Origin of the sequence: Pseudoalteromonas sp. OF5H-5 (assembly GCF_021530695.1) — a bacterium.
Taxonomy (GTDB): Bacteria; Pseudomonadota; Gammaproteobacteria; order Enterobacterales; family Alteromonadaceae; genus Pseudoalteromonas.
In genome coordinates, this window is sequence record NZ_JAKGBF010000008.1 from 227600 (window position 1) to 249735 (window position 22136).

Here is a 22136-nt window from a genome sequence, read left to right on the forward strand (position 1 = left end):
AAGAAGTAGGATAGTTCTTCGTTTAATAAAACCTAAACGGTATTTTCTTCTAAAAACCGCTATTTGAAGTACTACCTTGCAGCGGTTGCCTGATCATCAAGGATAAAATACGGGATGGTCACCACCGTGCTTGCGATCACTAAGTTAGTGTTAAACTCTAACAATCTTGCATTTACCTCCACGCCTCGTGGACGGTAAACCATAGTGCCTGTGAGCAAATGGCTGGGAGATTGCGTGTTTTTCAAGCGGCTTGCTTTACGCGAAAAAGTCAAGTCACCACTGGATGTCACTTCAATTTTCCCCAATGCTTTAAAGTCTAACGCTTGATAACCCAGCTTTTGCATTTGATGCATTAAGGACTCAGCCAATTGGTTTCCTAGCTGGTTTGTATCCCTTAATGATTCATTAAAGTTGACAAAACTGGCTACCGCTATCGACTCAGGCTTTTGCCCTAATACAGTATCTGACAGTTCCAACGCAATTTGATTGGCGTAGTTAGCAATTTCTTTGCGATGACGATAGCTAACGAAACCAATATCTTGCAATACCGAGGCTTGTGAATCTTCATTACGCTCTTGCTCTTCCATCATGGCATACAATATTTCCATGTCGGATTGCTGCGTTTCTGTAGGTTCGGAAGCCGTTTGTTTTGTCATTTCGCAGCCACCGAGTAATGCAAGTGTCGTCGCGAATAGCACTACATTTTTCATCATCGCCTCCGAATTAGTTCGCACGCTCTATACGAATGCCATCGTATGCCGCACCATCTTGTAGGGCGTTAACTACGTTTTGCGGTAAAAAGCCTTGAGCAGAACCCACGACACTTTTACTTCTAAGCCCAACCACTCTGGCATTAACCATAACCCCGCCCTGATGATTCACCAAAGTACCACCTAGCACATACAAAAAAGGATGGTCGTCAGATAGCTCTAAAAAGTCACGGCTAAAAATGAAATCGCCTTCAGGTGTCACCCGGATATAGTCTGTTGTTTTAAAGTCCACAACAGGGATCCCAAATGCATGAAGCTCATGGATAAAGCTTTCAGCCAACTGGTTACCCAGCAAGGAACCTTTATCAAATTCTTTATCTAAAAATACAAAGCTTGTCACTGCTACCGGCGTTTTCTCATTCACGTGTTTCAAGTTTGCAACCATGTCTTGCATAATAGACTGGACATAGTGAGTGACATTTTTACCAGCCATTTGCTGAGAAACAGAGAATTGTTTCATACCGTTTGGATTACTTTGATACATCGAAGATTTTTCAAAGCCATTACGCACGGGCTCAGCCTGAGCATTATCCACCGCAAAAAAGTTACTCTGAGCACAGCCAACCATCAATGAAAGCGGCAAAACCAAACTTAATACTTTTTTCATTACTTTCATCTCCACTAATATTGGCTTCGTATAATCTGACCGTCACGATTTGTGACACGCTCCGTACCCCACATAACAGCTTTTGGAATGCTGATTGATGCGGCTGAGACGGCTCGATTATGTAACGTATCGACCAGCCGCGCATTGACCAAATAGATATCCCGACTTTCTACGATTGTCCCGACCACCACGAGGTCAATTTTCTGGCGCTGATTCAGCACATTCAATTCTCGACTTAACATACTATCGGCAGAACTTTGTAAAGATAAAGCGTTTCTGAGTCGATATTCCACGACATCTGCCCCCATTTGACTTAAATGGGTCATGAGGGATTCTTGCAAGGCCACGCTCAAGCCTGAACCTTGCCCAGCAACGGTATCATCCAGCTGATTAGCCTTAAAAAAACTTGTCACAGCAACCGTTGAGTTCGGCTTGAACGGCCGTACATACCGCCCGAGTTCCGCGGCTAACTGAGCGCCAAACCCATCTAAGTCAGGTAAGATTTCTTGCTGCTGGGTCGCTTCTCTTTTGCCGACCTGTTGGCTGTTTGTACACCCTGCCAACAACATAATCACTATGAGTGCTAGATATTTCATTTCACCAAGCCCACGATAAACTTATTGGATAAAATGCAAAATACGCACCAAGTTTTAAAGTCGATGACTGGTGTAATGGCTAACCAAACAGCTTAAACCTGCACGCTTAAGTTGCTGGCAACCTTTGTATGCAGAGGCCTTATCTGCAAATGCACCTAATTTGAGCCGATAATATTTCGTATTTTGAATATCTATTTGCTCGATATTCACTTCGCTTGTTGCAAAGTCTTGCGGTAACTTATCCTTGAGTTGCTCGTAGGTTTGCCTAAGCTTGGTATATTCCGTTGTAGAGGCCAATTGAATTGCGAATTCAGCTATCTCGACAGGCTGTTCTTGTTTCTCGGTGGGCTTTGTTTTTTGCTCTATCACTTGCTCGGGTTGCTCTGCTAAAAGCTCAGCATACTTTTGCTTTGCAAGCGAATTTGATAGCTGCATCGCAATAACATCTAAATCTTCCTGCACTTCTTCAAACTTAGCAACCTGCTGTTTTAGCGCTCTGAGCTGTTCTACTTCTTGTTGTAAGGTGCTTACCTGCTGTTCCAGTAAAGATAGCTGCTTCTTCATTTGTAATGAGTCAAGTTGACTCTTGCTCGCAGTTGCTTGGCAACCACTTAACGCAACGAAACTGAGCATAATGAGATGCCACTTAATTGATTGCATTGTTTTCTCTTTCATAAATAGTTAAGGCTTCCACCGTGCAAGAAACTTTGAAGGGAAGTAGATTTTGGCAAATATTTGCCGCATTTTGTGTGGTGTCATCTCTTAATATAAGTAAATAAGTGGCGTCGCCTTCTTGTTGCGCATACCCAAAACCACCGCTTAATAACGCGGGATAACGCTTAGCCAAAATCGCCGCATACACTTTTAATATCGTTAATGTCTTGAAGCGTCCAACTACAGCAAACTCTTGCGTGGTTGCGCGCTGTCGTTGTAATTCGTGATTTACATCAAGCAGCAAGTCTCCCTCTGCACTTAACTCCACTTCTATCTGTTGAGTACTGGCTACCGCGAGCCTTTTCGCATCACTTATCGCTGTACGGTAAGTCCCAGGCTTCAAACTAGTAAATACATAGTAGCCGTCATATGCCGTCTGAGTGCGCGCGACTTCGTTACCCATTTCATCAAGTAAACTAACGGTGGTGAACCCTGCAGGTCGGCGCTCAGTACCCTCATTGATTTCAACAATACCTTCAACTTCCGACGAGTTTACAAATGGTATTTCAACATATTCAATATGACCGGGTCTTGGAGTGAATGAAAAGCCATCGTTAGCGGGAATTAAAAAGGGTTCGGGGATCGTTTCTTTGTCAACAATAATATCTGTTCGTTTGTAATTAACCATTGCGGGTAATAGAGCCACACCGTCGTCGTCAGTTTTACCTTGTGCAAAGTTTTGCAATGCTTTTATAGTTACCCCCTTCAGCGGTAACTCCCCATCGTCAAGATAGCCGTTATTATTTTGGTCGATAAAAGCACGAATCATCAAAGAGCCAAACTGCGACAAGCGTTTGCCAGTTAAAAAAACCTGATCTACGGTTTCGCCTGCTCCAATACTTACTTGTCCAGAGAGGCCTAGTTGCCAGTTATCATCGTTATCGTATTGCAAGTCTGTTAACAACCGAAACTTATCATGGTTCCAGCTCAATCCAAGTTCGGTTTTATAGTATTCCGCAGCAAAGTCTTTGTATAAGGTAATGCCAAGATCAAGCTCAGGACTTAGCGCTTTGCTCAACTCTAGCTCAGCGGCTGTAATTTCATTAGCAGGTTTTATGTCATACCAAGTAGTAAAACGACTATATATCCCAAAAATCCTTCGCTGCCAGCGCAAGTAGCCACTCACATCGCTGGCTTGATCTGTCTGCGCTTGCCACACAAATTGGTTACTGAAAGTGCCCCAATAATTCCCCGTGCTAAACAGCAGCGACGCTTGCTCGGTGGTGTCTATATTAGCTCTATTAAGCTGAAAGTATTCAGCACGATAGTAAATTTTAGCGGCATCAAAAAGAGACCAATCTCCCGCCGCCGTTAATTTTATCTCGGTCGCATTTTCATCCCGTTCTAAATCTTCCTTTAGCTCAAATTTAGCACCTACCTGCTGGCCAAATAGACGGATTCGAGTATTTGCAGAGAGACGTTGGTTCGCTTCGCTCTTACTATAGTCAACATCCAGTAATAGTCGTTTATTAATATTGGTGTTAAATCCTGTAGAAAAGTATTGTTCTGAGGCGCTATTTTTTACACCTTGACGATGCTGCAAGCCTGCATACACCGCAAAATTTTTAGTAAGACCGTAGTCAAATCGACCATTTACTTGCCAGCTTGATGCTCCTGATACCGCAGTCTTGTCGCCCAGTATACTTTTGCCCGTCTCAGTAATTGATACGGCAAAAAAGCCTTCATCTTCGTTTACGGTGCTCTGTTCAACATAATAGGTCTGCACTTCTTTTGATACTTGACCTTGCCCTCCATACATCACCAGTTCAAAGGTATTTTCACCAAATAGTAAATCAATATTTTCAAACTCATAGCGCCCAGATTGAACATTATTTTCTTGCCCTATTAGCAATCCATTTCGATAAAGCTCTACGTCCCACCCTACCTGAACAGGACCTGAGATGACAATACGCTGACGGTTAGTGCGGCTATCTAACGGCGCGTTACTGAAGTTCACTCCTCGCCCTTCTTCATTTAGCGCATCAACTCCAACTTGAACACTCTGTACATCACCGAGCGATACCTTGGTAAAGTTGCCAAACGGTAAAACATCGGCTTTTTTAGAAGCACGGTTTAGGGATAATCGTGAGCGATTAATCACATCTCCCTCTCTACCAGCAATAAAATACTGAGCTTGCCAATAGGCGATGTCTTGCGAACCAATAAGGGAATAAGACGTCTGACTAATGTCTTCAGTCACCTGCGCATTTATCTGAGCATCCAGCACTGGTTTACCGATGCTTTGATAAGGACTTGGTCGCCACGGTAATGTTGCGCTGGCATTGCGGTCAAACCTGACAACTTCTCTTCCTAATCGCTGTTGCTGCGCTTCTATTGGCAGAATTAGCCTACTTTTAACCGTAAGAGATAAATCCTGTATATCGGTAAACAGGCTCACATCGAATAAGGTCGCAACGATATAATCGGCGAGAAATACCTCACCATTGATAACCTGAACTTCCTTATCACTCAATTGCGTTCGCTGCCCTTTGCTCTCAACTAAATGCGCTTTGGCATTAAGACTAAAGGTGTTTTCAGGTGTGAAGAACCAGCCATCAAAAGTTCCTGATACATCTTCTGATACCACAAAGCCCAAAGCTGAAAACAAGCTCAAGAGTTCCACATTGACGCCTTGTTCCGACGTCACCGCGATCACTTCACCTAAATATAAATTTCCTTTATAAGCGGATAAAAACAGTTCCGTACCAACATCAACCCGAGAGACCACCCGCTCACTTTGCTGTATCGCAAGTTTTGCTTTCACTCGTTCAACCCGTTCTAATAGCTGTTGCAAAGTATCAACCTGCGATGCCATAGCAGGTTGATAGCATAGTATGCCAATTAGTAACGCGCGCCAAATAGCGGGGGCTCTCATTACGTTCGCTTACCCTAAACTACAAAGATACCGAATCATCTACAAAGGTGCGGTCAGTGTACTCCTCATCACCCACATACTTGATTAAGACCTTGCCTGATGGCCCAAGCTTAATTGCAGGGTCTATCGAGAATTCTACACTCCTTTGATTAAGCTCTGGATATACGGCAAACTTATTTAATACTCCGATCCGCACTGGTTTAACGTCATTTTTCCCCTGCCAATAAGCGGATAATTCGCCAAAGCTACTATATTTCCCGGTTCGATTAAGTAGTACCGTAATTGCCTGACGACCATTTTTCGCGTTGCTTACAATGACATCCTCAAGCTGTACTTGCGGGTTCGCATCGCCAACTCGTAGCATCACCGGAATGCTATAGCTCATCAGCACGTCAATATTGATACCTTCTTGCAGCTTGCCTTTATTATTCGGCAGCTCCCTAAAAAGCAAATGTGAGCGATACTCTCCTTGTTCCATATTCGCCTTTCTGCGCACAGCCAGCTTTATTACCTGACGCTCACCAGGCCCTAGTGTTACTTGCCTAGGTGAAATACGAATGAAATGGCTTGCAGCCATAGGGTTCATTTTTTGCTCGGCAAAGTTGGCATAACCACCTTCTTTAAGTGCTAGCTTCTCTTGAAATTCAAGTCGATAAGATTTGGTCACATCACCATTATTAATGATTGTAACCCTCTCAATTCTCTGACGCTCTTCGAAAGCAACCCGTGTTGGGGTGATCATCAGATTGGCGCTTACTTTACAGCAACAAAACAAAAGCAGCGTTAATATTAATTTATTCATAATTTAGTAAGACAAAGTTATTTCAACGTTCAAGGTTTGCACTCCATCCGATAGCGATTTACCATTGCCAGCAAAGCGCAATTGACCACCGACCTTAAACTCACCAGACCCAACACTATCGGTGTAAATCGCCTTCTCGTGATACAGCTCTGTCAATTGGAAGGCATCGGATGCGCCAAGATTCCAATATCCAAACCAGTCGTTGTAAATGGTAGATTGGACGCTAATTTGGCGATTGTGAGGAAAATCGGTCAAGAGGATTTCCGCCGCATGACCAAACTCTACGAATAGAATATTGCTTGAGGTTTGTGGCCTAACATTAGGTTCTATTGTCACAGTGCCTGCGCTATTTTGGTCAATAATCGCAATAGTGCCAAAGCTCAATTTCTTAACGACCGATATATCTTGAGCTTTGGCCCAGTGACTGGCAAAAAGCAATGCCAGTACCATGTAACGCCACATGTTTTAGTAAGCGATTTCGATATCAACTTTACTGGTGTATACACCACCACCATACGTATCTGTTCCAGAAAGTGCTTTCGTACTTAATGTCGCACCAACGGAAAGCGTTGCGGCACCATTTGCATCAACCCTAAACTTGTTGTTTGTCACTTCACTATTAGGCTGTGCACCACTTACCACATAAAACTCAAAATCCTTTAAATCAAAAGAGGCATTACCCACGCTATCAACCGTAGTTGCGGCCGGAACTGTAATCGTTAGCTCAGTGTTTGGCGCTGCATCAGTAATATTGATAGAGCCTGCTCCACCTGTACTAATAAGGTTTATTACTGCGTCACCAGTATTCTTGATTTCAGGATCGGTCAGTGTTGGATCCGCCTCAATCTTCATCGTGGCGACATCAGCTGCATCGCCCTGCACTCGAATGATACCGAAATCAAGCGGATCACCAGCTTCCGCTGAAAATAAGTTTTTAACTTCTACTTTAACTTCAAGACGGGCAGTATCTTTAGCAATTGCTGAAGAAGTAAGTAAAGCAGCGGAAATAGAGCTTGCAACAAGCGCAGATTTAATCAGTGTTTTCATCTTTAAATTCCTTTAGGAGTCATTTTTATCATCACCGCAATGCCATTTTTTTGGTGACTTATTGTTTATCGTTCCCAAATGGGAAAACTTTAGTAAAAATTAAAGCATTAATCTCCTACAATCAATGCTTTGGATAGAAAATAGTCTACAGTAGATTTTTGCTTCTTGAGTTGATCTTAATCCAGAAACTGTTGCCCAATCCCACATTTCAAATGCTTGAATTCGAAATTCTGCCTCAGAGAATATACTAGGAAACTTTCGCTTTACTGCCGCTAATAGCGCTTGATGTTGCTCAACTTGAGGCATGGAATTGATGGATATTGGAAACAACTTGAGTTGAATTCCAGTCGTTTGATTCGCCTTTTGTTTACTGGCGGAATAACGCTTAACCTCTACGTCAGTAGTCGATGCTGCTTGGATATTATCGACGCTAGCTTGAGACTCTAACAAAGTCAGCAGGTTTGAGAGATCCTGTTCTAACGAGCTCAATCGCTTAATACTTTTGAGCTGTTGCTCACTTAACTGCGAGGGCTGTTGAACTGAATGACTACAGCCACCTAAGGTGATTACAGAGCCGAGTAGTAAAAGTTTAAAAAACTGAATATTCACAATAAGTTATAACAAAAATCCATTTTCTGCTATGGTACATAAATCGCGGTAAATAACCAAATGCTTTTACCGCAAATATCGGTACATTTAACTTTTTGCAATAGAGTCGATAAGAGAAGCAAGCTCAGTTGAATACTCTTCTCTTCGCATCGCATGCTCAACTATCGCTTTTAAATAGCCAATTTTACTTCCGCAATCATGGCTTTTTCCACGTAGCGAGTATGCATCAACTTGCTCTCGCTCCATCAACATGGCAATCGCATCGGTCAATTGAATTTCACCACCAGCACCTAGCGGTGTTTTTGCCAAAAGTGGCCAAATAGATTTATTTAACACGTAACGACCAACAACAGCTAAGTTTGAAGGCGCATTTTGTTGTTCAGGCTTTTCGACAATAGACTGCATTGCGCCTGACTCTCCTTGCACTAGCGCTGCTCCTCCCAAATCCACAATACCAAACTGGGAGACGAGTTCAGGCGCTACCGCTTCTACCATCACTTGGCTATTACCTGACCCTTTAAAACGCGCGATCATATCAGCAAGATTATCTTTTGTTAGATCGCATGCAGCGTCATCGACCAATACATCGGGCAGCATAACCACAAAGGGCTCATCGCCAATCACAGGTGCAGCGCAGTTGATGGCATGACCAAGGCCACGAGCCTCACCTTGACGCACATGGATCAGCGTAACGCCTTTGGGGCATATAGATTGTACTTCTTCTAGCAGCTGACGCTTAACCCGTTTTTCCAGTGTTGCTTCCAACTCAAAGCTTTTATCAAAGTGGTTTTCAATTGAGTTTTTACTTGAATGGGTTACCAGGACAATTTCTTTGACGCCAGCGGCCGCTGCTTCATCTACCACATACTGGATCAGAGGCTTATCGACAATTGGCAGCATTTCTTTTGGAATGGCCTTCGTTGCTGGTAACATGCGAGTGCCAAGACCCGCCACTGGAATAACGGCTTTCATAAATGCTCCTAAATCGCGACCGGTGCCTTTATATGCGGATGACATTCGTAGTTCACCAGTTCAAAGTCTTCAAACTTAAAACCAAATATGTCTGTTACTTGAGGGTTGATCTGCATTTGCGGCTTCGCAAACGGCGCTCGGCTTAACTGCTCGTCAACTTGTTCCATGTGGTTTAGGTATAAATGAGCATCGCCGAAGGTATGTACAAAATCCCCCACTTCTAAGTCACAAACTTGTGCAATCATCATCGTTAACAGCGCATAGCTTGCGATGTTAAAGGGCACACCTAAGAAAATATCCGCACTGCGCTGATAAAGCTGGCAAGAAAGCCTGCCATCTAGTACATAAAATTGGAATAACGTGTGGCAAGGTGGCAACGCTTGTTTGCCCATCGCTGCATTTTCTTTCGGTGAATAGTTAGTATCAGGCAAAAGCGCAGGGTTCCAAGCACTCACAATCAGGCGACGAGAGTCAGGGTTGGTTTTGATTTGCTCTACAACATCTTTGATTTGATCTATCACTTCACCATTTGGCCCCGTCCAAGAGCGCCACTGGCTGCCATAAACTGGCCCTAAGTCCCCTTCATCCGTTGCCCAGCCATCCCAAATGCTAACGCCATTTTCCTTTAGGTATTTGATGTTAGTATCGCCTTGCAAGAACCAAAGTAGCTCGTGGATAATCGAGCGTAGATGACACTTTTTCGTCGTTACAAGCGGAAAGCCTTCTTGCAAGTTGAAGCGCATCTGGTATCCAAAAACACTCACTGTGCCAGTGCCAGTGCGGTCTTCTTTTTTTGTGCCATTATCACGCACATGGCGCATCAGTTCTAAATATTGCTTCATTGTTCGCTACTCTTTAACTTTTAACTTGCTCGTTAGATGGGTTGCTACCTTCTCGCTTATATGCCCATACCATAAGGATAGCGCCTGCAATCACCATAGGGAGGGATAAGATCTGACCTTGAGAAATAAAGCCACCATATAAGCCAATATGTGCATCTGGTTCACGGAAATACTCGATTGAGAAGCGGAAGACACCGTAACCGGCTAAAAATAGACCTGCTACGCTGCCCGCTGGGCGCGGTTTTTTTCTAAACCATACCAACATCACAAACAATACCAACCCTTCAAAAAACGCTTCATAAAGTTGTGATGGGTGGCGCGGCTGTGGTCCGCCCGTTGGGAAAATAAATGCCCAAGGAACATCCGTTACGCGACCCCATAATTCGCCATTAATGAAGTTACCGATACGACCAGCAAAAAGCCCAACAGGCACCATAGGAACGACAAAGTCACCTACCGATAAAATCGAACGTTTGTTTTTAAGCGCATACACGATAATTGCCGTGATAACGCCCAATGCACCGCCATGGAAAGACATACCGCCTTGGTCCACCCTAAACAAATAAAGCGGGTTTTCAATAAAATGAGAGAATTGATAAAACAACACGTAACCAATTCGCCCGCCCAAGATCACACCGAGCATACAGTAAAAAACTAGGTCGCCAACTTGGTCTTTATTCCAACCAGAGTCTGGTTTTTTTGCTTCTTTCCCTGCCCACCACATGGCGAACATAAAGCCGATTAAATACATTAATCCATACCAACGAACACTTAACGGTCCGATGGAGAAAATCACAGGGTCTATCTGTGGAAACTGCAAAGCCATAGCCTTTCCTTAATTCATTAACATATTGCCAGCGATAACAATGAGTAACGCCGCAAACACTTTCTTAATCGTTGTGACTGGTAAGTGGTGCGTAGCTTTAGCACCAATAGGTGCCATAAACCATGAAGTTGCCACTATACCAAACAAAGCCGGTAAATAGACAAAACCTAAAAATCCATGTTCAATATCCACATGTTGGCTGCCAGAGGCGATATAGCCAAAGGAGCCAAAGATAGCGATAACAATACCACTGGCAGACGCACATCCTATCGCTTTTTTCATATCAACAGAGAAAAATGTCAGTAGTGGGACGATTAATGCTCCCCCGCCGATACCAATCATTGCAGACAGCGCCCCCGTTACCGAGGTTAGCATCGCAAGTATCGGTCCTTGCGGTATAACTCTGGTTGATTGTGGCGGTCTTCTGGAACTCCACGCCATTTTCAATGCAATGCCCACAACACTAACCACAAAAATAATTCTGACGAGTTTTTCAGGCAACATCACTGCGGCAAAACCACTGCCCAACGCGCCGACTGCCACACCTAACATCACCCATGGAGCAATGTGCCATGGAACATTGTCATTTTTATGATGCGCTTTGGCTGAAGATGTCGAAGTGAAAATAATGGAGGCGAGAGACGTCGCAATTGCAACTAACACCACTTGATCTGTGGGTATAACATTAAATTTGGTCAAGATGACAGATAAAATAGGGACTATCAGCAGCCCGCCGCCGATACCAAGTAGACCTGCCAAAAAGCCAACTGCACAGCCGAGCAAAGCGCAAAGTACAACGATGAGTATAATAGTTTCCATCAACAAGCTCTTATTCTTATAGCGCCGTAATGGTAGCGTAAATAGCCTTAAGAAGCACCCTTTGCTTGGTGGCTGGTATAGAGTAATTCTGCAAAATGATGTTCTATCATAAATTCTTTAATAATTCGGCGCACTTGCTTAGATGACGGCTGTGCTAAACAATTTTCAAGTAAAGCTTCCATATCCGTTACTCTCAGTCTACGTAACACCCATTTTACTTTGTTCAGTGATGAAATATTCATACTCAAACGGCGATACCCCATTGCAATAAGCAAGATTGCTCCCTCAGGCTCACCGCCTAATTCTCCACACAGGCTAAAAGGCAGCTCGTGTAATTCACACTGCTGTGCAATCTGGTTTAACACTCGTAATACACTGGGGTGATAAGGGTCAAAAAGATCCGCTACTTGCGCGTTGGTTCTATCAACGGCTAATAAATACTGCGTCAAATCGTTACTGCCCACAGAGCAAAAATCAATTTTTTTCGACCACTCAGGTAACAAGTACACGCTAGACGGTACTTCGAGCATCACGCCGATTTCTGGTCGGTCGATGGTATAAAAAGGATCAGCCCATTCGTCTTGCAGCTCAAAACAAGCCTGCTCAATGAGTGCCATCGCTTCATCTATTTCCTCACTATGACCCACCATAGGCAACATGATCTGTAAGTTGCCAAGACCTGCGTTTGCTTTGATCATCGCTTTGATTTGATCCAAGAAAAGTTCGGGGTGATCCAGCGATACACGAATGCCCCGCCATCCTAAAAATGGGTTTTCTTCTTTGATATCAAAGTAATCTAGAATTTTGTCGCCACCGATATCTAAAGTCCGCATCACTACGGGCTCAGGGTGATAACGTGATAGCACCTCGCGATACCAGACTTCTTGCTCCGATTGTGTTGGGAATTGGCCTTTTTGCATAAACCAAGACTCAGTTCGATAAAGACCAACGCCATCGCAATAACTGGCGCTTAATGTCTCGGTCGATAGATCAAGCCCAGCATTTAAGAGTAAATTTATACGCTCACCATCGAGTGTAATAGGCGGCAAATCATGTTCCGCTTCAAACTTATCATGCAGAATGTTGTCTTTACGTTTGATTTCAACGTACTCATTGACCAACATTTGCGAAGGCGAAATATAAAGCCGCCCAGAATACGCATCCATGATCATAGACTTACCATCAAACTGTAATAATGGAATGTCTTCTATGCCCCAAATAGCGGGGACGCCCATCGCACGAGTGAGAATGGAGGCATGAGAGTTGGCCGAGCCATGCACACTGACGACCCCTTTGAGCTTTTCTTTTGGTACTTGCGCTAACATAGTTGGAGTCAAAGTATGGGCGATTAGAATCGTATTATCTGGATAGTGTTTAACAGCTTGTTCTGTTGAGACTAAATGCTGGAGCACACGCAGGCCAATATCATTAACATCAATCGCACGCTCTTTGATATAAGGGTCGCTCATCATATCAAACTGAGCCACAAGCTTTTCGATAACAAGCTTTAGCGCTGTTTTCGCGTTCCAGCCTTGTTGTATTTCAGACTCTACTTGTTTACCTAAACTCTTGGCATCCAAAAGTTGTTGGTAAACCTCAAACACAGCTACCGCTTCTTTTGGAATATCATCACTCAGAGTTTTGGCTAAAATATGGAATTCTTGCCGAGTCGCGGCCACCGCTTGATGAAACAGCTGAATTTGCTGCTGAATATTGTCACTATGCTGTGGTTCAATACTCGCAAAATCAATATGGGGTAACACCACATAACCATCGCCTAAGGCAATACCTGGAGCACTTGATACCCCTTTTAACACTGAGGTTCTGTGACTGCTTGCATCTTGTTGAAGTAAAGTTTGGATCTCGGTGTTGGCAAGCTGTGAAGCCAATTGCGCTGAAAGCGTAATAAGAAAGGACTCTTCATCATGGCTAAATACACGAGCAATCTTTTGCTGCACCACAATAACTCCAAGCACTTTACGCTGGTGTACAACAGGTACTGATAAGAAAGCATTGTAGCCTTCTTCATTGACCTCAGGTGACAGTTTGAATCTTGGGTGTGATTGGGCGTGGGCAACGTTAATTGGCTCTTCACGCTGGGCAACAAGACCGACTAGGCCTTCGGTAAATCCCATGCGGAATTTTCCGATTGCTTCAGGGTTTAAGCCATCCGTTGCCATCAGGATAAAGTTATCTTGACTGTAATCGGCAAAATAAACTGAGCAGCATTCAGTGTGCATGGCATCTTTGACCATAGTAACAAAGCAATTTAACGCGCTTTGTAGGTCACTTTGCTGTGCCACTGACTCAGCAATCGATCTCAACGTTGCTAACACCTGCTGCTCCTATTTTTATCGTTTTGTGCGCCAGAAATCCTTTTGCCCTTGCTGTTCACGTTTACCAAATGGCATCGCAAACGGAGCGAATTCCTTCATCACTCGACGATAGACATCACGCTTAAACGATACAACTTGACGTACTGGATACCAATAGCTAACCCAGCGCCAATCATCGAACTCAGGGTGATGCGTACGTAATAAGTCTACGTCTTCATCTTTACACCTAAGTTTCAATAAAAACCATTTCTGCTTTTGCCCGATACAAACTGGGCTTGAATCTCGTCTAATTAACCTTTTTGGTAGTTTGTAACGTAACCAATGTTTAGAACTTGCTACTATTTCAACATCTTCTGGCCTAAGTCCAACTTCTTCATGAAGTTCACGATACATCGTTTGCTCAGGTGTTTCCCCTTGATCTATTCCGCCTTGAGGAAATTGCCAAGAGTGTTGTCCGTAACGACGGGCCCAAAAAACCTGCCCCTGATTATTACAAATCACTATTCCGACATTGGCACGAAACCCTTCGGCATCAATCACCTTAGTGCCTCATTTATAAGTCGATTTTTAATGATTGTTCCACAACTCCCGCGCCACGGCAAATTTAATTCCATTCTATACCTAAATTATCTCAGCATACTCTCAAGTTACCCACAACTTGTGCATAACTAAGTGTTTTTCAGTTCAAATTACGAACAAATCCACAATTACACACTTCAAACCTCAGGTTTTCCACATATTCTGTGGATAATTATGTTTATAGTCTTGTATTTATCCAAAGCCATAAGATTTCCAAGCCGCTCTGACTGTAGCAAAATAAAAATAACTTCATATTTATCATATAGATAATAAAGTTATTACTTTAACCATATGTTGAAATAACAAACCACACTTAAGTTGAGTGCAAAATAACCAACTTACTTCACCACATGATTTCTTTTATAATCGTGTTTTTAGGGGATAGACTCAGGAGTATCGCTTGCCATCAGTTACACCACCACGCTCTGTGGGCGAACTTATGCAGCGTGTTGAAAACATAGCCGGTTTAACATTAGGTGAACTCGCTCATCAGCTCTCGTTTAAAACACCACAAGACTTGCTCAAAGAGAAAGGCTGGGTAGGACAACTCATAGAAGCGGCCTTAGGTGCCACCGCGGGCTCAAAGCCTGTGCCTGATTTTGAGCATATTGGCGTTGAACTCAAGACTTTGCCCATAAGCTATCAAGGCAAACCGCTAGAGACCACCTATGTTTCTGTCGTGCCGCTGACTCAGTTAACAGGATTAACATGGGAAGCGTCGAGTGTTAAAAAGAAATTAGCTCACGTTCTTTGGCTACCCATATTAGCCGAGCGAGAAATTCCTTTAATAGATAGGGTTATTGGACACGGCTTCTTATGGCGGCCAGACGCGCATCAAGAACAATTGTTACGAAGAGACTGGGAAGAGCAAATCGAGTTAATCGCTACGGGCCATGTAGAGGAAATCTCAGGGCATCTTGGAGAAGTCATGCAGATAAGGCCAAAAGCGGCAAATGCCAAAGCGCTCACCGATGCAATTGGGCCTAACGGTAAAATAGTGCAAACTTTGCCAAGAGGTTTTTATTTGAAAATCAATTTCACTCAATCGATATTAGCGCAAGAGTTTGGTGCTTAAAAACACCTGTTGACTTTTTATACAAAAAGTACAAATGTAACACAACCAACATCTTGTATGGATTTGGTTAACATTTATATTTTTTATAGAAGGAAACGACAATGAAATTAAAGTTCAACAAAAAATCGATTAAAGAACTTAGTGTGAACAAAATACTTGTGACCAAGATGACACCAGCTGTTGCTGGAGGTAATGGAGCAGCAACGATGGATGATACTTGTAATTCACTTCAAGTCTGTTGGACATTCCGATATGGCCAAGGACATTGTGAAGTTTGGTGATGAACGTTAGGAATAAAAACGCCAGTAACTAAACTGGCGTTTTTACAATACATCAAGTAATGCTAATTACTGACCTTTGATTTCACTACGGCCTTTGTATACCGCTTTTTCACCTAGCGCTTCTTCAATACGTAGTAACTGGTTGTACTTAGCTACACGATCCGAACGACAAAGTGAACCTGTCTTAATTTGACCTGCCGCTGTCGCCACTGCTAAATCAGCAATGGTTGCGTCTTCAGTTTCACCAGAGCGGTGTGAAATAACGGCGGTAAAGCCAGCATCTTGCGCCATTTTGATGGCATCAAGCGTTTCAGACAGTGAACCAATCTGGTTGAATTTAATCAAGATTGAGTTACCAATGCTTTCTTCAATACCACGCTTTAAAATCTTAGTGTTAGTAACAAAAAGATCATCACCCACTAGCTGAACTTTATCGCCGATTTTATCTGTTAGGACTTTCCAGCCAGCCCAGTCGCTTTCGTCTAGGCCATCTTCGATTGATACAATTGGGTAACGTGCTGCAAGATCGGCCAAGAAGCCTGCAAAACCTTCCGAGTCGAATGTTTTACCTTCGCCCTTTAGGTCATACTTGCCATCGACATAAAACTCAGACGCTGCACAGTCAAGTGCTAGTGTTACGTCTTTGTTCATTTCGTAGCCAGCTGCTGCAACCGCTTCAACAATCACTTCTAGCGCTTCTTCATTTGACTTAAGGTCTGGAGCAAAACCACCTTCATCACCAACAGCAGTGTTCAGGCCACGTGACTTAAGTACGTTTTTCAAGCTATGGAAGATTTCAGCACCCATACGTAGTGCTTCACGGAAGCTCTTTGCGCCAACAGGCTGAACCATAAACTCTTGAATATCAACGTTGTTATCCGCGTGCTCACCACCATTGATAATGTTCATCATCGGAACTGGCATTGAGTACTGACCTGCTGTACCGTTGATGTCTGCGATATGCTCGTATAGCGCCACGCCTTTGTCTTGTGCAGCTGCTTTTGCTGTTGCTAGAGATACCGCAAGGATGGCATTCGCACCTAGTTTTTCTTTGTTTTCAGTGCCGTCTAAGTCCAACATGATTTGGTCGATTGCACGTTGCTCTAGCGCGTTTTGACCTTCAAGTGCTGCCGCGATTTCGTTATTTACGTAGTTTACCGCTGTTAATACACCTTTACCTAAGTAACGAGACTTATCACCGTCACGTAGCTCTAGTGCTTCACGGGTACCCGTAGATGCACCTGATGGCGCACATGCACGGCCCCATGCACCTGACTCTAGGTGTACGTCCGCTTCTACTGTTGGGTTACCGCGTGAGTCCATAACTTCACGGCCAATCACTCTAACGATTTTTGACATCTTGATTCCTCTTATTCCCAAAGTGGTGTGTGTTGCACTGCTTCTGTCGCAGGCGAATTCAGGGTCGATAAACCCGCTTTAAAGTTTGCCTTATCTCTGTTGCTTCGCAAAGTGAAGAATTTACACGTATCACATTGACGCGCCGGCAGATAAGAAAAAGTTTGGCGATAAACACTACACGTAGTGCCTATTGCAGAACCTTCTGCAACAAAAAAGCCGTGCAAGAGCACGGCTTTTCTTATTACGAAGATGCTTTTTGGTGGCTGTATGCCGCCGCAACAAAGCCTTCAAATAATGGGTGACCATCACGAGGCGTTGACGTGAACTCAGGGTGGAACTGAGCCGCGATAAACCAAGGGTGATCTTTATTCTCGATAATCTCAACTAGTTTCTTGTCTTCTGACAGACCAGTAAATTGCAGACCCGCTTTTTCAAGCTCAGCAACATAGTTGTTGTTTACTTCGTAGCGGTGGCGGTGACGCTCAACGATTTCGGCATTACCGTATACTTCACGCACCTTAGAGCCCTCTTTTAAGTGGCAAAGCTGCGCGCCAAGACGCATAGTGCCACCAAGATCAGAATCGTGGTCACGTACTTCAATCTTACCATCTGCATCTAACCACTCAGTGATCAGACCAACCACTGGATGTGGGCTTTCAAGATCAAATTCAGTTGAGTTAGCACCAGTAAGACCTGCAACGTTACGTGCATACTCGATTAGCGCAACTTGCATCCCTAAACAAATACCTAGGTATGGTACTTTGTTTTCACGTGCATACTTTGCAGCTAAAATCTTACCTTCAACGCCACGGTTACCAAAGCCACCAGGTACTAAGATAGCATCAAGGTGCTCAAGTAACTCAGTGCCCTTGCTCTCGATATCTTGAGAGTCAACATATTCAATATTCACCGTTAAACGGTTTTTCAAACCAGCATGCTTCAATGCTTCGTTGACTGATTTATATGCGTCCGGTAATTCGATGTATTTACCAACCATACCAATTGTCACTTCACCAGTAGGATTTGACTCTTGATAAAGTACTTGTTCCCACTCAGATAAATCCGCTTCCGGACGCTCAAGGTAGAAACGACGACAAATGATGTTATCAAGCTCTTGCGACTTCAATAGCGCAGGGATCTTATAAATACTGTCTACGTCTTGTAGCGAGATAACTGCTTTTTCTTCCACGTTAGTGAATAGTGCAATCTTCGCGCGCTCGTTCGCTGGTAGTTTACGATCTGAACGACAGATCAAAATATCAGGTTGAATACCGATTGAACGAAGCTCTTTCACAGAGTGCTGAGTTGGCTTAGTTTTCACTTCACCCGCAGGGCCTAAGAAAGGCACCAGCGTCAAATGCATAAACAAAGCGCTCTCACGACCAAGCTCTGTGCCTAGCTGACGAATTGCTTCTAGGAAAGGTTGTGACTCGATATCACCAACCGTACCACCGATCTCTACGATAGCAACATCATGGCCTTCCGCGCCTTCAAGCACGCGACGCTTGATGTCGTTTGTGATGTGAGGAATAACCTGAATAGTGGCACCTAAGTACTCACCTCTACGCTCTTTGCGCAACACGTCTTCAAATACACGGCCTTGTGTAAAGTTGTTACGCTTGGTCATTTTAGTGCGAATAAAACGCTCGTAGTGACCAAGATCAAGGTCAGTTTCCGCGCCGTCTTCGGTTACGAATACTTCACCGTGTTGGATAGGGCTCATGGTCCCAGGGTCAACATTGATGTAAGGATCCAGCTTTAGAATCGTTACTTTCAAGCCACGTGCTTCTAAAATAGCGGCTAAAGAAGCAGCTGCAATACCTTTACCCAAGGAGGATACTACTCCGCCCGTTACGAAGATAAATTTTGTACTCATGCGAACCCTAGAAATTTCAGGAAAATTGGAATTTAAATAAGAATCAAGACGGGGCGATAGTATAGCAAAAGCAGCTAAGTCATTCCAGCTAAAAATGACTTAGCGCGGTAATATATTTTATCAGGAGGTCGTTTTAAGTAACGAACAAACCGTAAAATCAGTCTCAGTTTTTACTGCGTTGACGACGTTTCACTGTCTCCCAAGCACCATCCATCTCCTCCAAGCTCGCATCTTTAAGTGATAGTGAGGACTCATTCAAAACGGCTTCGACTTGCACAAAGCGATTTTTAAATTTCTCATTGGCTTGACGTAGCAGCTGCTCCGGATCTCGTTTTATATGTCGGCTCACATTCACAGTTGCAAACAACAAGTCGCCCACCTCTTCCGCTGTATGTTCAGAGCGTGGATCAACTTGCAGCGCCTCGCTCACCTCTGCGACTTCCTCTTGTACTTTATCCCACGCGCCGTGGTAACTTGGCCAGTCAAATCCAAGTTTGGCTGCTTGCTTTTGAATTTTGTAGGCTTTTGATAATGCAGGCAAGCTGCTTGGAATATCTGCCGCGAACGCCCCTTGTTTTTGTGCCTGTTTTTCTTGCTGTTTAATGGCGTGCCATTGCTGTTCAAGCTCTGCTTCGCTTAAGCTTTCCTGATTTTCAAATACATGAGGGTGGCGTCTCACTAATTTGTCATTGAGAGTTTGCACTATGTCAGCAAAATCAAACAACCCCTGCTCTTTTCCAAGCTGAGCATAAAAAATCACTTGGAACAGCAAGTCCCCCAACTCTTCTTTTAAGTGAACAAAGTCGCCTTGCTCGATAGCATCGGCAACTTCGTGTGCTTCTTCTAACGTATAAGGGACAATGGTTTTAAAGGTTTGCTTCTTATCCCAGTCGCATCCAGTGCTTGGGTCGCGTAGCTGCGACATAATCTCTAGCAGCTGCTCTATCCCCATTGTTGCCGAAGGCTTAGAGTCGTTTGGCATCAAAAACACCTTCGATTTGCATCAATTTAGTCAGCAAGCGATGCATAGCAGAAAGGTCATCCACCTCTACCTTCATCATAAATACCGCCACGTTTTTATCGTCTTGGGTTTGTACATTCATATTGAGCACATTGACTTTTTCATTGGCAAGCACAGCGCTAATGTCTCGGATCAACCCTTGGCGGTCGTGCGCTTCAATTTTTAATGTAATGGCGTACGACGCTTTAACATCCTCTGACCAACTGACTGCAATCTCACGCTCTGGATGTATATCCGTAATATGAGCAAACGACTCACAATCAGAGCGATGCACGGCAATACCTCGCCCTTGCGTGATGTAACCCACAATTTCATCGCCCGGTACTGGCTCACAGCATTTCGCCATATGACTCATTAAGCTGCCTACCCCATCAACGACCACTGCATTTTTGTCGCCTTTAGTGTGTTTTGGCGAGGAGATTTTTAACTTAGGTGTATCCTCAGGTTTATCTTGCACGTAGTTCAGGAATTGATTGATACGAATATCACCGGCACCAATCGCCACCATTAAATCGTCGAGTTCTTTAAAGTTAAAGCGGTCAATCGCGGGTTCTAAATCTTTATAGGTAATATCTAGTTTTTGCAGATGACTATCTAAAATTTCCTTACCCGCTTGAAGATTTTTGTCTCTATCTTGCTGCTTAAACCAGTGATGGATCTTACTGCGTGCTCTTGAAGAATGAATATATCCCAGCGACGGGTTTAACCAATCTCGACTTGGTGAAGCATTTTTCTGGGTAAGAATCTCTACCTGATCGCCTGTGCGCAATGTGTAAGTGAAAGGCACTATTTTACCAAACACTTTTGCACCAATGCAGCGATGTCCAACATTAGAATGAATGTAGTAAGCGAAGTCGAGTGGCGTCGAGCCTAGTGGCAAATCAAAGATATCGCCCTTGGGCGTGAATACATAAACACGGTCTTCGACAACCTGATTCTTCAGCTCATCTGCTATTTCGCTGCCATCTACCACTTCTTCTTGCCACTGCAACAGTTTGCGTAGCCAGCTAATTTTTTGCTCGTATCCTGAGTTTCTGCCCGGCAATGCACCTTCTTTGTACATCCAATGAGCCGCCACCCCAAGCTCTGCATCTCGATGCATGGCCTCAGTACGGATTTGGATTTCTACCGTTTTGCCCTCAGGACCAAATACCACGGTGTGGATAGACTGATAGCCGTTTTGCTTAGGCGTAGCAATATAGTCGTCAAACTCTTTGTTTAAATGCCGCCAACTGGTGTGCACAATGCCCAACGCGGCGTAGCAATCTTGAATTTCATCTACCACCACACGCATCGCGCGAATGTCGAACAACTGTTCGAATTCATAGCTTTTCTGCGCCATTTTTTTATAAATGCTATAAATATGCTTAGGGCGACCGTAGACCTGCGCTTTAATGCCTGCATCCGCAAGTTTTTGTGCCACCGAATTAACCATATTTTCCATATAAGCTTCGCGGTCTAGGCGTTTATCAGAAAGCTTCTTGGCAATAGACTTATACGTATCCGGATGCAAATAACGGAAAGAGAGATCTTCAAGTTCCCATTTTAATTGGCCAATCCCCAAACGGTTCGCAAGTGGTGCAAAAATATTGGCAGCCGCTTTTGCAGCAACGACTCTTTCTTCTTCAGATGCTTTCTTAACCGCACGTAAATGGCAGATTTGCTCAGCAAGCTTAATCACTACAGCGCGCACATCTTCCACCATAGCGAGTAACATACGGCGGATGTTGTCGACTTGTACCTTACCGGAGCTTTGGTGTGCCAACGTACTAATAGTGTCCATATTCTCCACCCCTCTTAAAAGCAGAGAGATATTTTTGCCAAGCGCTTCTTCCACTTGCTCAAGGGACAACTTTCCAGCAACAAAATAAGGAGTTAAAAACGCAGTTGCTAAGGATTCGCTATCAAAATTTAAGTCTGCAAGGATCTCTACCATTTCGATGGCGTTATTGAGATGTTCCGTTGACTCATCCGCAGGACAAAGTTCATAAGCCTTTTGTAGCCATGTTCTTTGATCTTCAGACAAGTTTAAGATAGTGAGTCGCGCATCAAACTCCAGTGGCAAAGTGGTTTGATGCGACTGCCGAGTAGCAACCATGTTTTAATACCTCCTTAAAATTACTTACCCGC

Annotated in this window: 21 protein-coding genes; 2 read left to right on the forward strand and 19 right to left on the reverse strand. The window is 43.8% G+C overall.

Annotation, left to right across the window (positions count from 1 at the left end; translation table 11 throughout):
* Window positions 1-71: 71 nt before the first annotated feature.
* From L1271_RS13900 to rppH, 15 genes are all read right to left on the reverse strand, one after another.
* Window positions 72-713 carry a FlgO family outer membrane protein gene (locus tag L1271_RS13900; RefSeq protein WP_233525222.1) on the reverse strand — a complete coding sequence of 214 codons (642 nt, stop codon included), beginning with the start codon at window positions 711-713 and terminating at the stop codon, window positions 72-74.
* A 10-nt stretch (window positions 714-723) separates the two neighbouring features.
* Window positions 724-1377 (reverse strand): FlgO family outer membrane protein, encoded by a 654-nt coding sequence (locus L1271_RS13905; RefSeq protein ID WP_017218092.1) that lies wholly within the window; start codon window positions 1375-1377, stop codon window positions 724-726.
* Between the two features lie 14 nt (window positions 1378-1391).
* On the reverse strand, window positions 1392-1946 hold the full coding sequence (locus L1271_RS13910) for a FlgO family outer membrane protein (protein ID WP_233525246.1): 555 nt from the start codon (window positions 1944-1946) through the stop codon (window positions 1392-1394).
* Window positions 1947-2027: 81 nt separating this feature from the next.
* On the reverse strand, window positions 2028-2633 hold the full coding sequence (locus tag L1271_RS13915; protein WP_102056449.1) for an SPOR domain-containing protein: 606 nt from the start codon (window positions 2631-2633) through the stop codon (window positions 2028-2030).
* Window positions 2620-5562: a hypothetical protein gene (locus tag L1271_RS13920; RefSeq protein WP_235368082.1), complete on the reverse strand. Its 2943-nt coding sequence runs from the start codon at window positions 5560-5562 to the stop codon at window positions 2620-2622. Before L1271_RS13920 ends, L1271_RS13915 begins: the two co-directional genes overlap by 14 nt.
* Window positions 5563-5581: 19 nt before the next feature.
* The gene (locus L1271_RS13925) at window positions 5582-6304 is read right to left on the reverse strand and encodes a fimbria/pilus periplasmic chaperone (protein WP_017218096.1); all 723 of its coding nucleotides are present in this window, start codon (window positions 6302-6304) and stop codon (window positions 5582-5584) included.
* A 63-nt stretch (window positions 6305-6367) separates the two neighbouring features.
* Window positions 6368-6814, reverse strand: coding sequence for a DUF4402 domain-containing protein (locus tag L1271_RS13930; protein WP_102056448.1), 447 nt, complete (start codon window positions 6812-6814; stop codon window positions 6368-6370).
* A gap of 15 nt (window positions 6815-6829) precedes the next feature.
* Complete coding sequence (locus L1271_RS13935; protein WP_010606289.1) at window positions 6830-7411, reverse strand: DUF4402 domain-containing protein; 582 nt, start codon at window positions 7409-7411, stop codon at window positions 6830-6832.
* A gap of 99 nt (window positions 7412-7510) precedes the next feature.
* Complete coding sequence (locus L1271_RS13940) at window positions 7511-8020, reverse strand: hypothetical protein (protein WP_102056447.1); 510 nt, start codon at window positions 8018-8020, stop codon at window positions 7511-7513.
* Between the two features lie 87 nt (window positions 8021-8107).
* Window positions 8108-8992, reverse strand: a complete 885-nt coding sequence (gene galU / locus L1271_RS13945; protein WP_102056446.1) for a UTP--glucose-1-phosphate uridylyltransferase GalU — start codon at window positions 8990-8992, stop codon at window positions 8108-8110.
* Between the two features lie 8 nt (window positions 8993-9000).
* Window positions 9001-9834 (reverse strand): thymidylate synthase, encoded by an 834-nt coding sequence (locus tag L1271_RS13950; RefSeq protein ID WP_235368083.1) that lies wholly within the window; start codon window positions 9832-9834, stop codon window positions 9001-9003.
* Between the two features lie 13 nt (window positions 9835-9847).
* Entirely contained in the window at window positions 9848-10660 is an 813-nt protein-coding gene (gene lgt, locus L1271_RS13955; RefSeq protein ID WP_102056444.1) for a prolipoprotein diacylglyceryl transferase, read from the reverse strand.
* 9 nt (window positions 10661-10669) lie between these two features.
* Entirely contained in the window at window positions 10670-11479 is an 810-nt protein-coding gene (locus L1271_RS13960) for a sulfite exporter TauE/SafE family protein (protein ID WP_010369329.1), read from the reverse strand.
* A 47-nt stretch (window positions 11480-11526) separates the two neighbouring features.
* Window positions 11527-13815, reverse strand: coding sequence for a phosphoenolpyruvate--protein phosphotransferase (ptsP, locus tag L1271_RS13965; protein ID WP_017218101.1), 2289 nt, complete (start codon window positions 13813-13815; stop codon window positions 11527-11529).
* Between the two features lie 15 nt (window positions 13816-13830).
* Window positions 13831-14355 (reverse strand): RNA pyrophosphohydrolase, encoded by a 525-nt coding sequence (gene rppH / locus L1271_RS13970; protein ID WP_010369331.1) that lies wholly within the window; start codon window positions 14353-14355, stop codon window positions 13831-13833.
* Between the two features lie 439 nt (window positions 14356-14794).
* On the opposite strand from rppH, the gene mutH reads away from it, so the two are divergent.
* Window positions 14795-15469 carry a DNA mismatch repair endonuclease MutH gene (gene mutH, locus L1271_RS13975; protein ID WP_174168519.1) on the forward strand — a complete coding sequence of 225 codons (675 nt, stop codon included), beginning with the start codon at window positions 14795-14797 and terminating at the stop codon, window positions 15467-15469.
* Between the two features lie 101 nt (window positions 15470-15570).
* Window positions 15571-15750, forward strand: coding sequence for a hypothetical protein (locus L1271_RS13980; protein WP_102056442.1), 180 nt, complete (start codon window positions 15571-15573; stop codon window positions 15748-15750).
* A 66-nt stretch (window positions 15751-15816) separates the two neighbouring features.
* Here L1271_RS13980 and eno read toward each other — a convergent pair whose 3' ends face one another.
* The 4 genes from eno to relA form a co-directional block, all read right to left on the reverse strand.
* Window positions 15817-17109, reverse strand: a complete 1293-nt coding sequence (eno, locus tag L1271_RS13985) for a phosphopyruvate hydratase (protein ID WP_010606280.1) — start codon at window positions 17107-17109, stop codon at window positions 15817-15819.
* Window positions 17110-17350: 241 nt separating this feature from the next.
* Complete coding sequence (locus L1271_RS13990; protein WP_010369341.1) at window positions 17351-18985, reverse strand: CTP synthase; 1635 nt, start codon at window positions 18983-18985, stop codon at window positions 17351-17353.
* A gap of 163 nt (window positions 18986-19148) precedes the next feature.
* On the reverse strand, window positions 19149-19967 hold the full coding sequence (mazG, locus tag L1271_RS13995) for a nucleoside triphosphate pyrophosphohydrolase (RefSeq protein WP_235368084.1): 819 nt from the start codon (window positions 19965-19967) through the stop codon (window positions 19149-19151).
* A complete protein-coding gene (gene relA, locus L1271_RS14000) occupies window positions 19951-22104 on the reverse strand; it encodes a GTP diphosphokinase (protein WP_235368085.1) in 2154 nt (717 codons plus the stop codon). The genes mazG and relA overlap by 17 nt, the downstream gene beginning before the upstream one ends.
* Window positions 22105-22136: the final 32 nt, after the last annotated feature.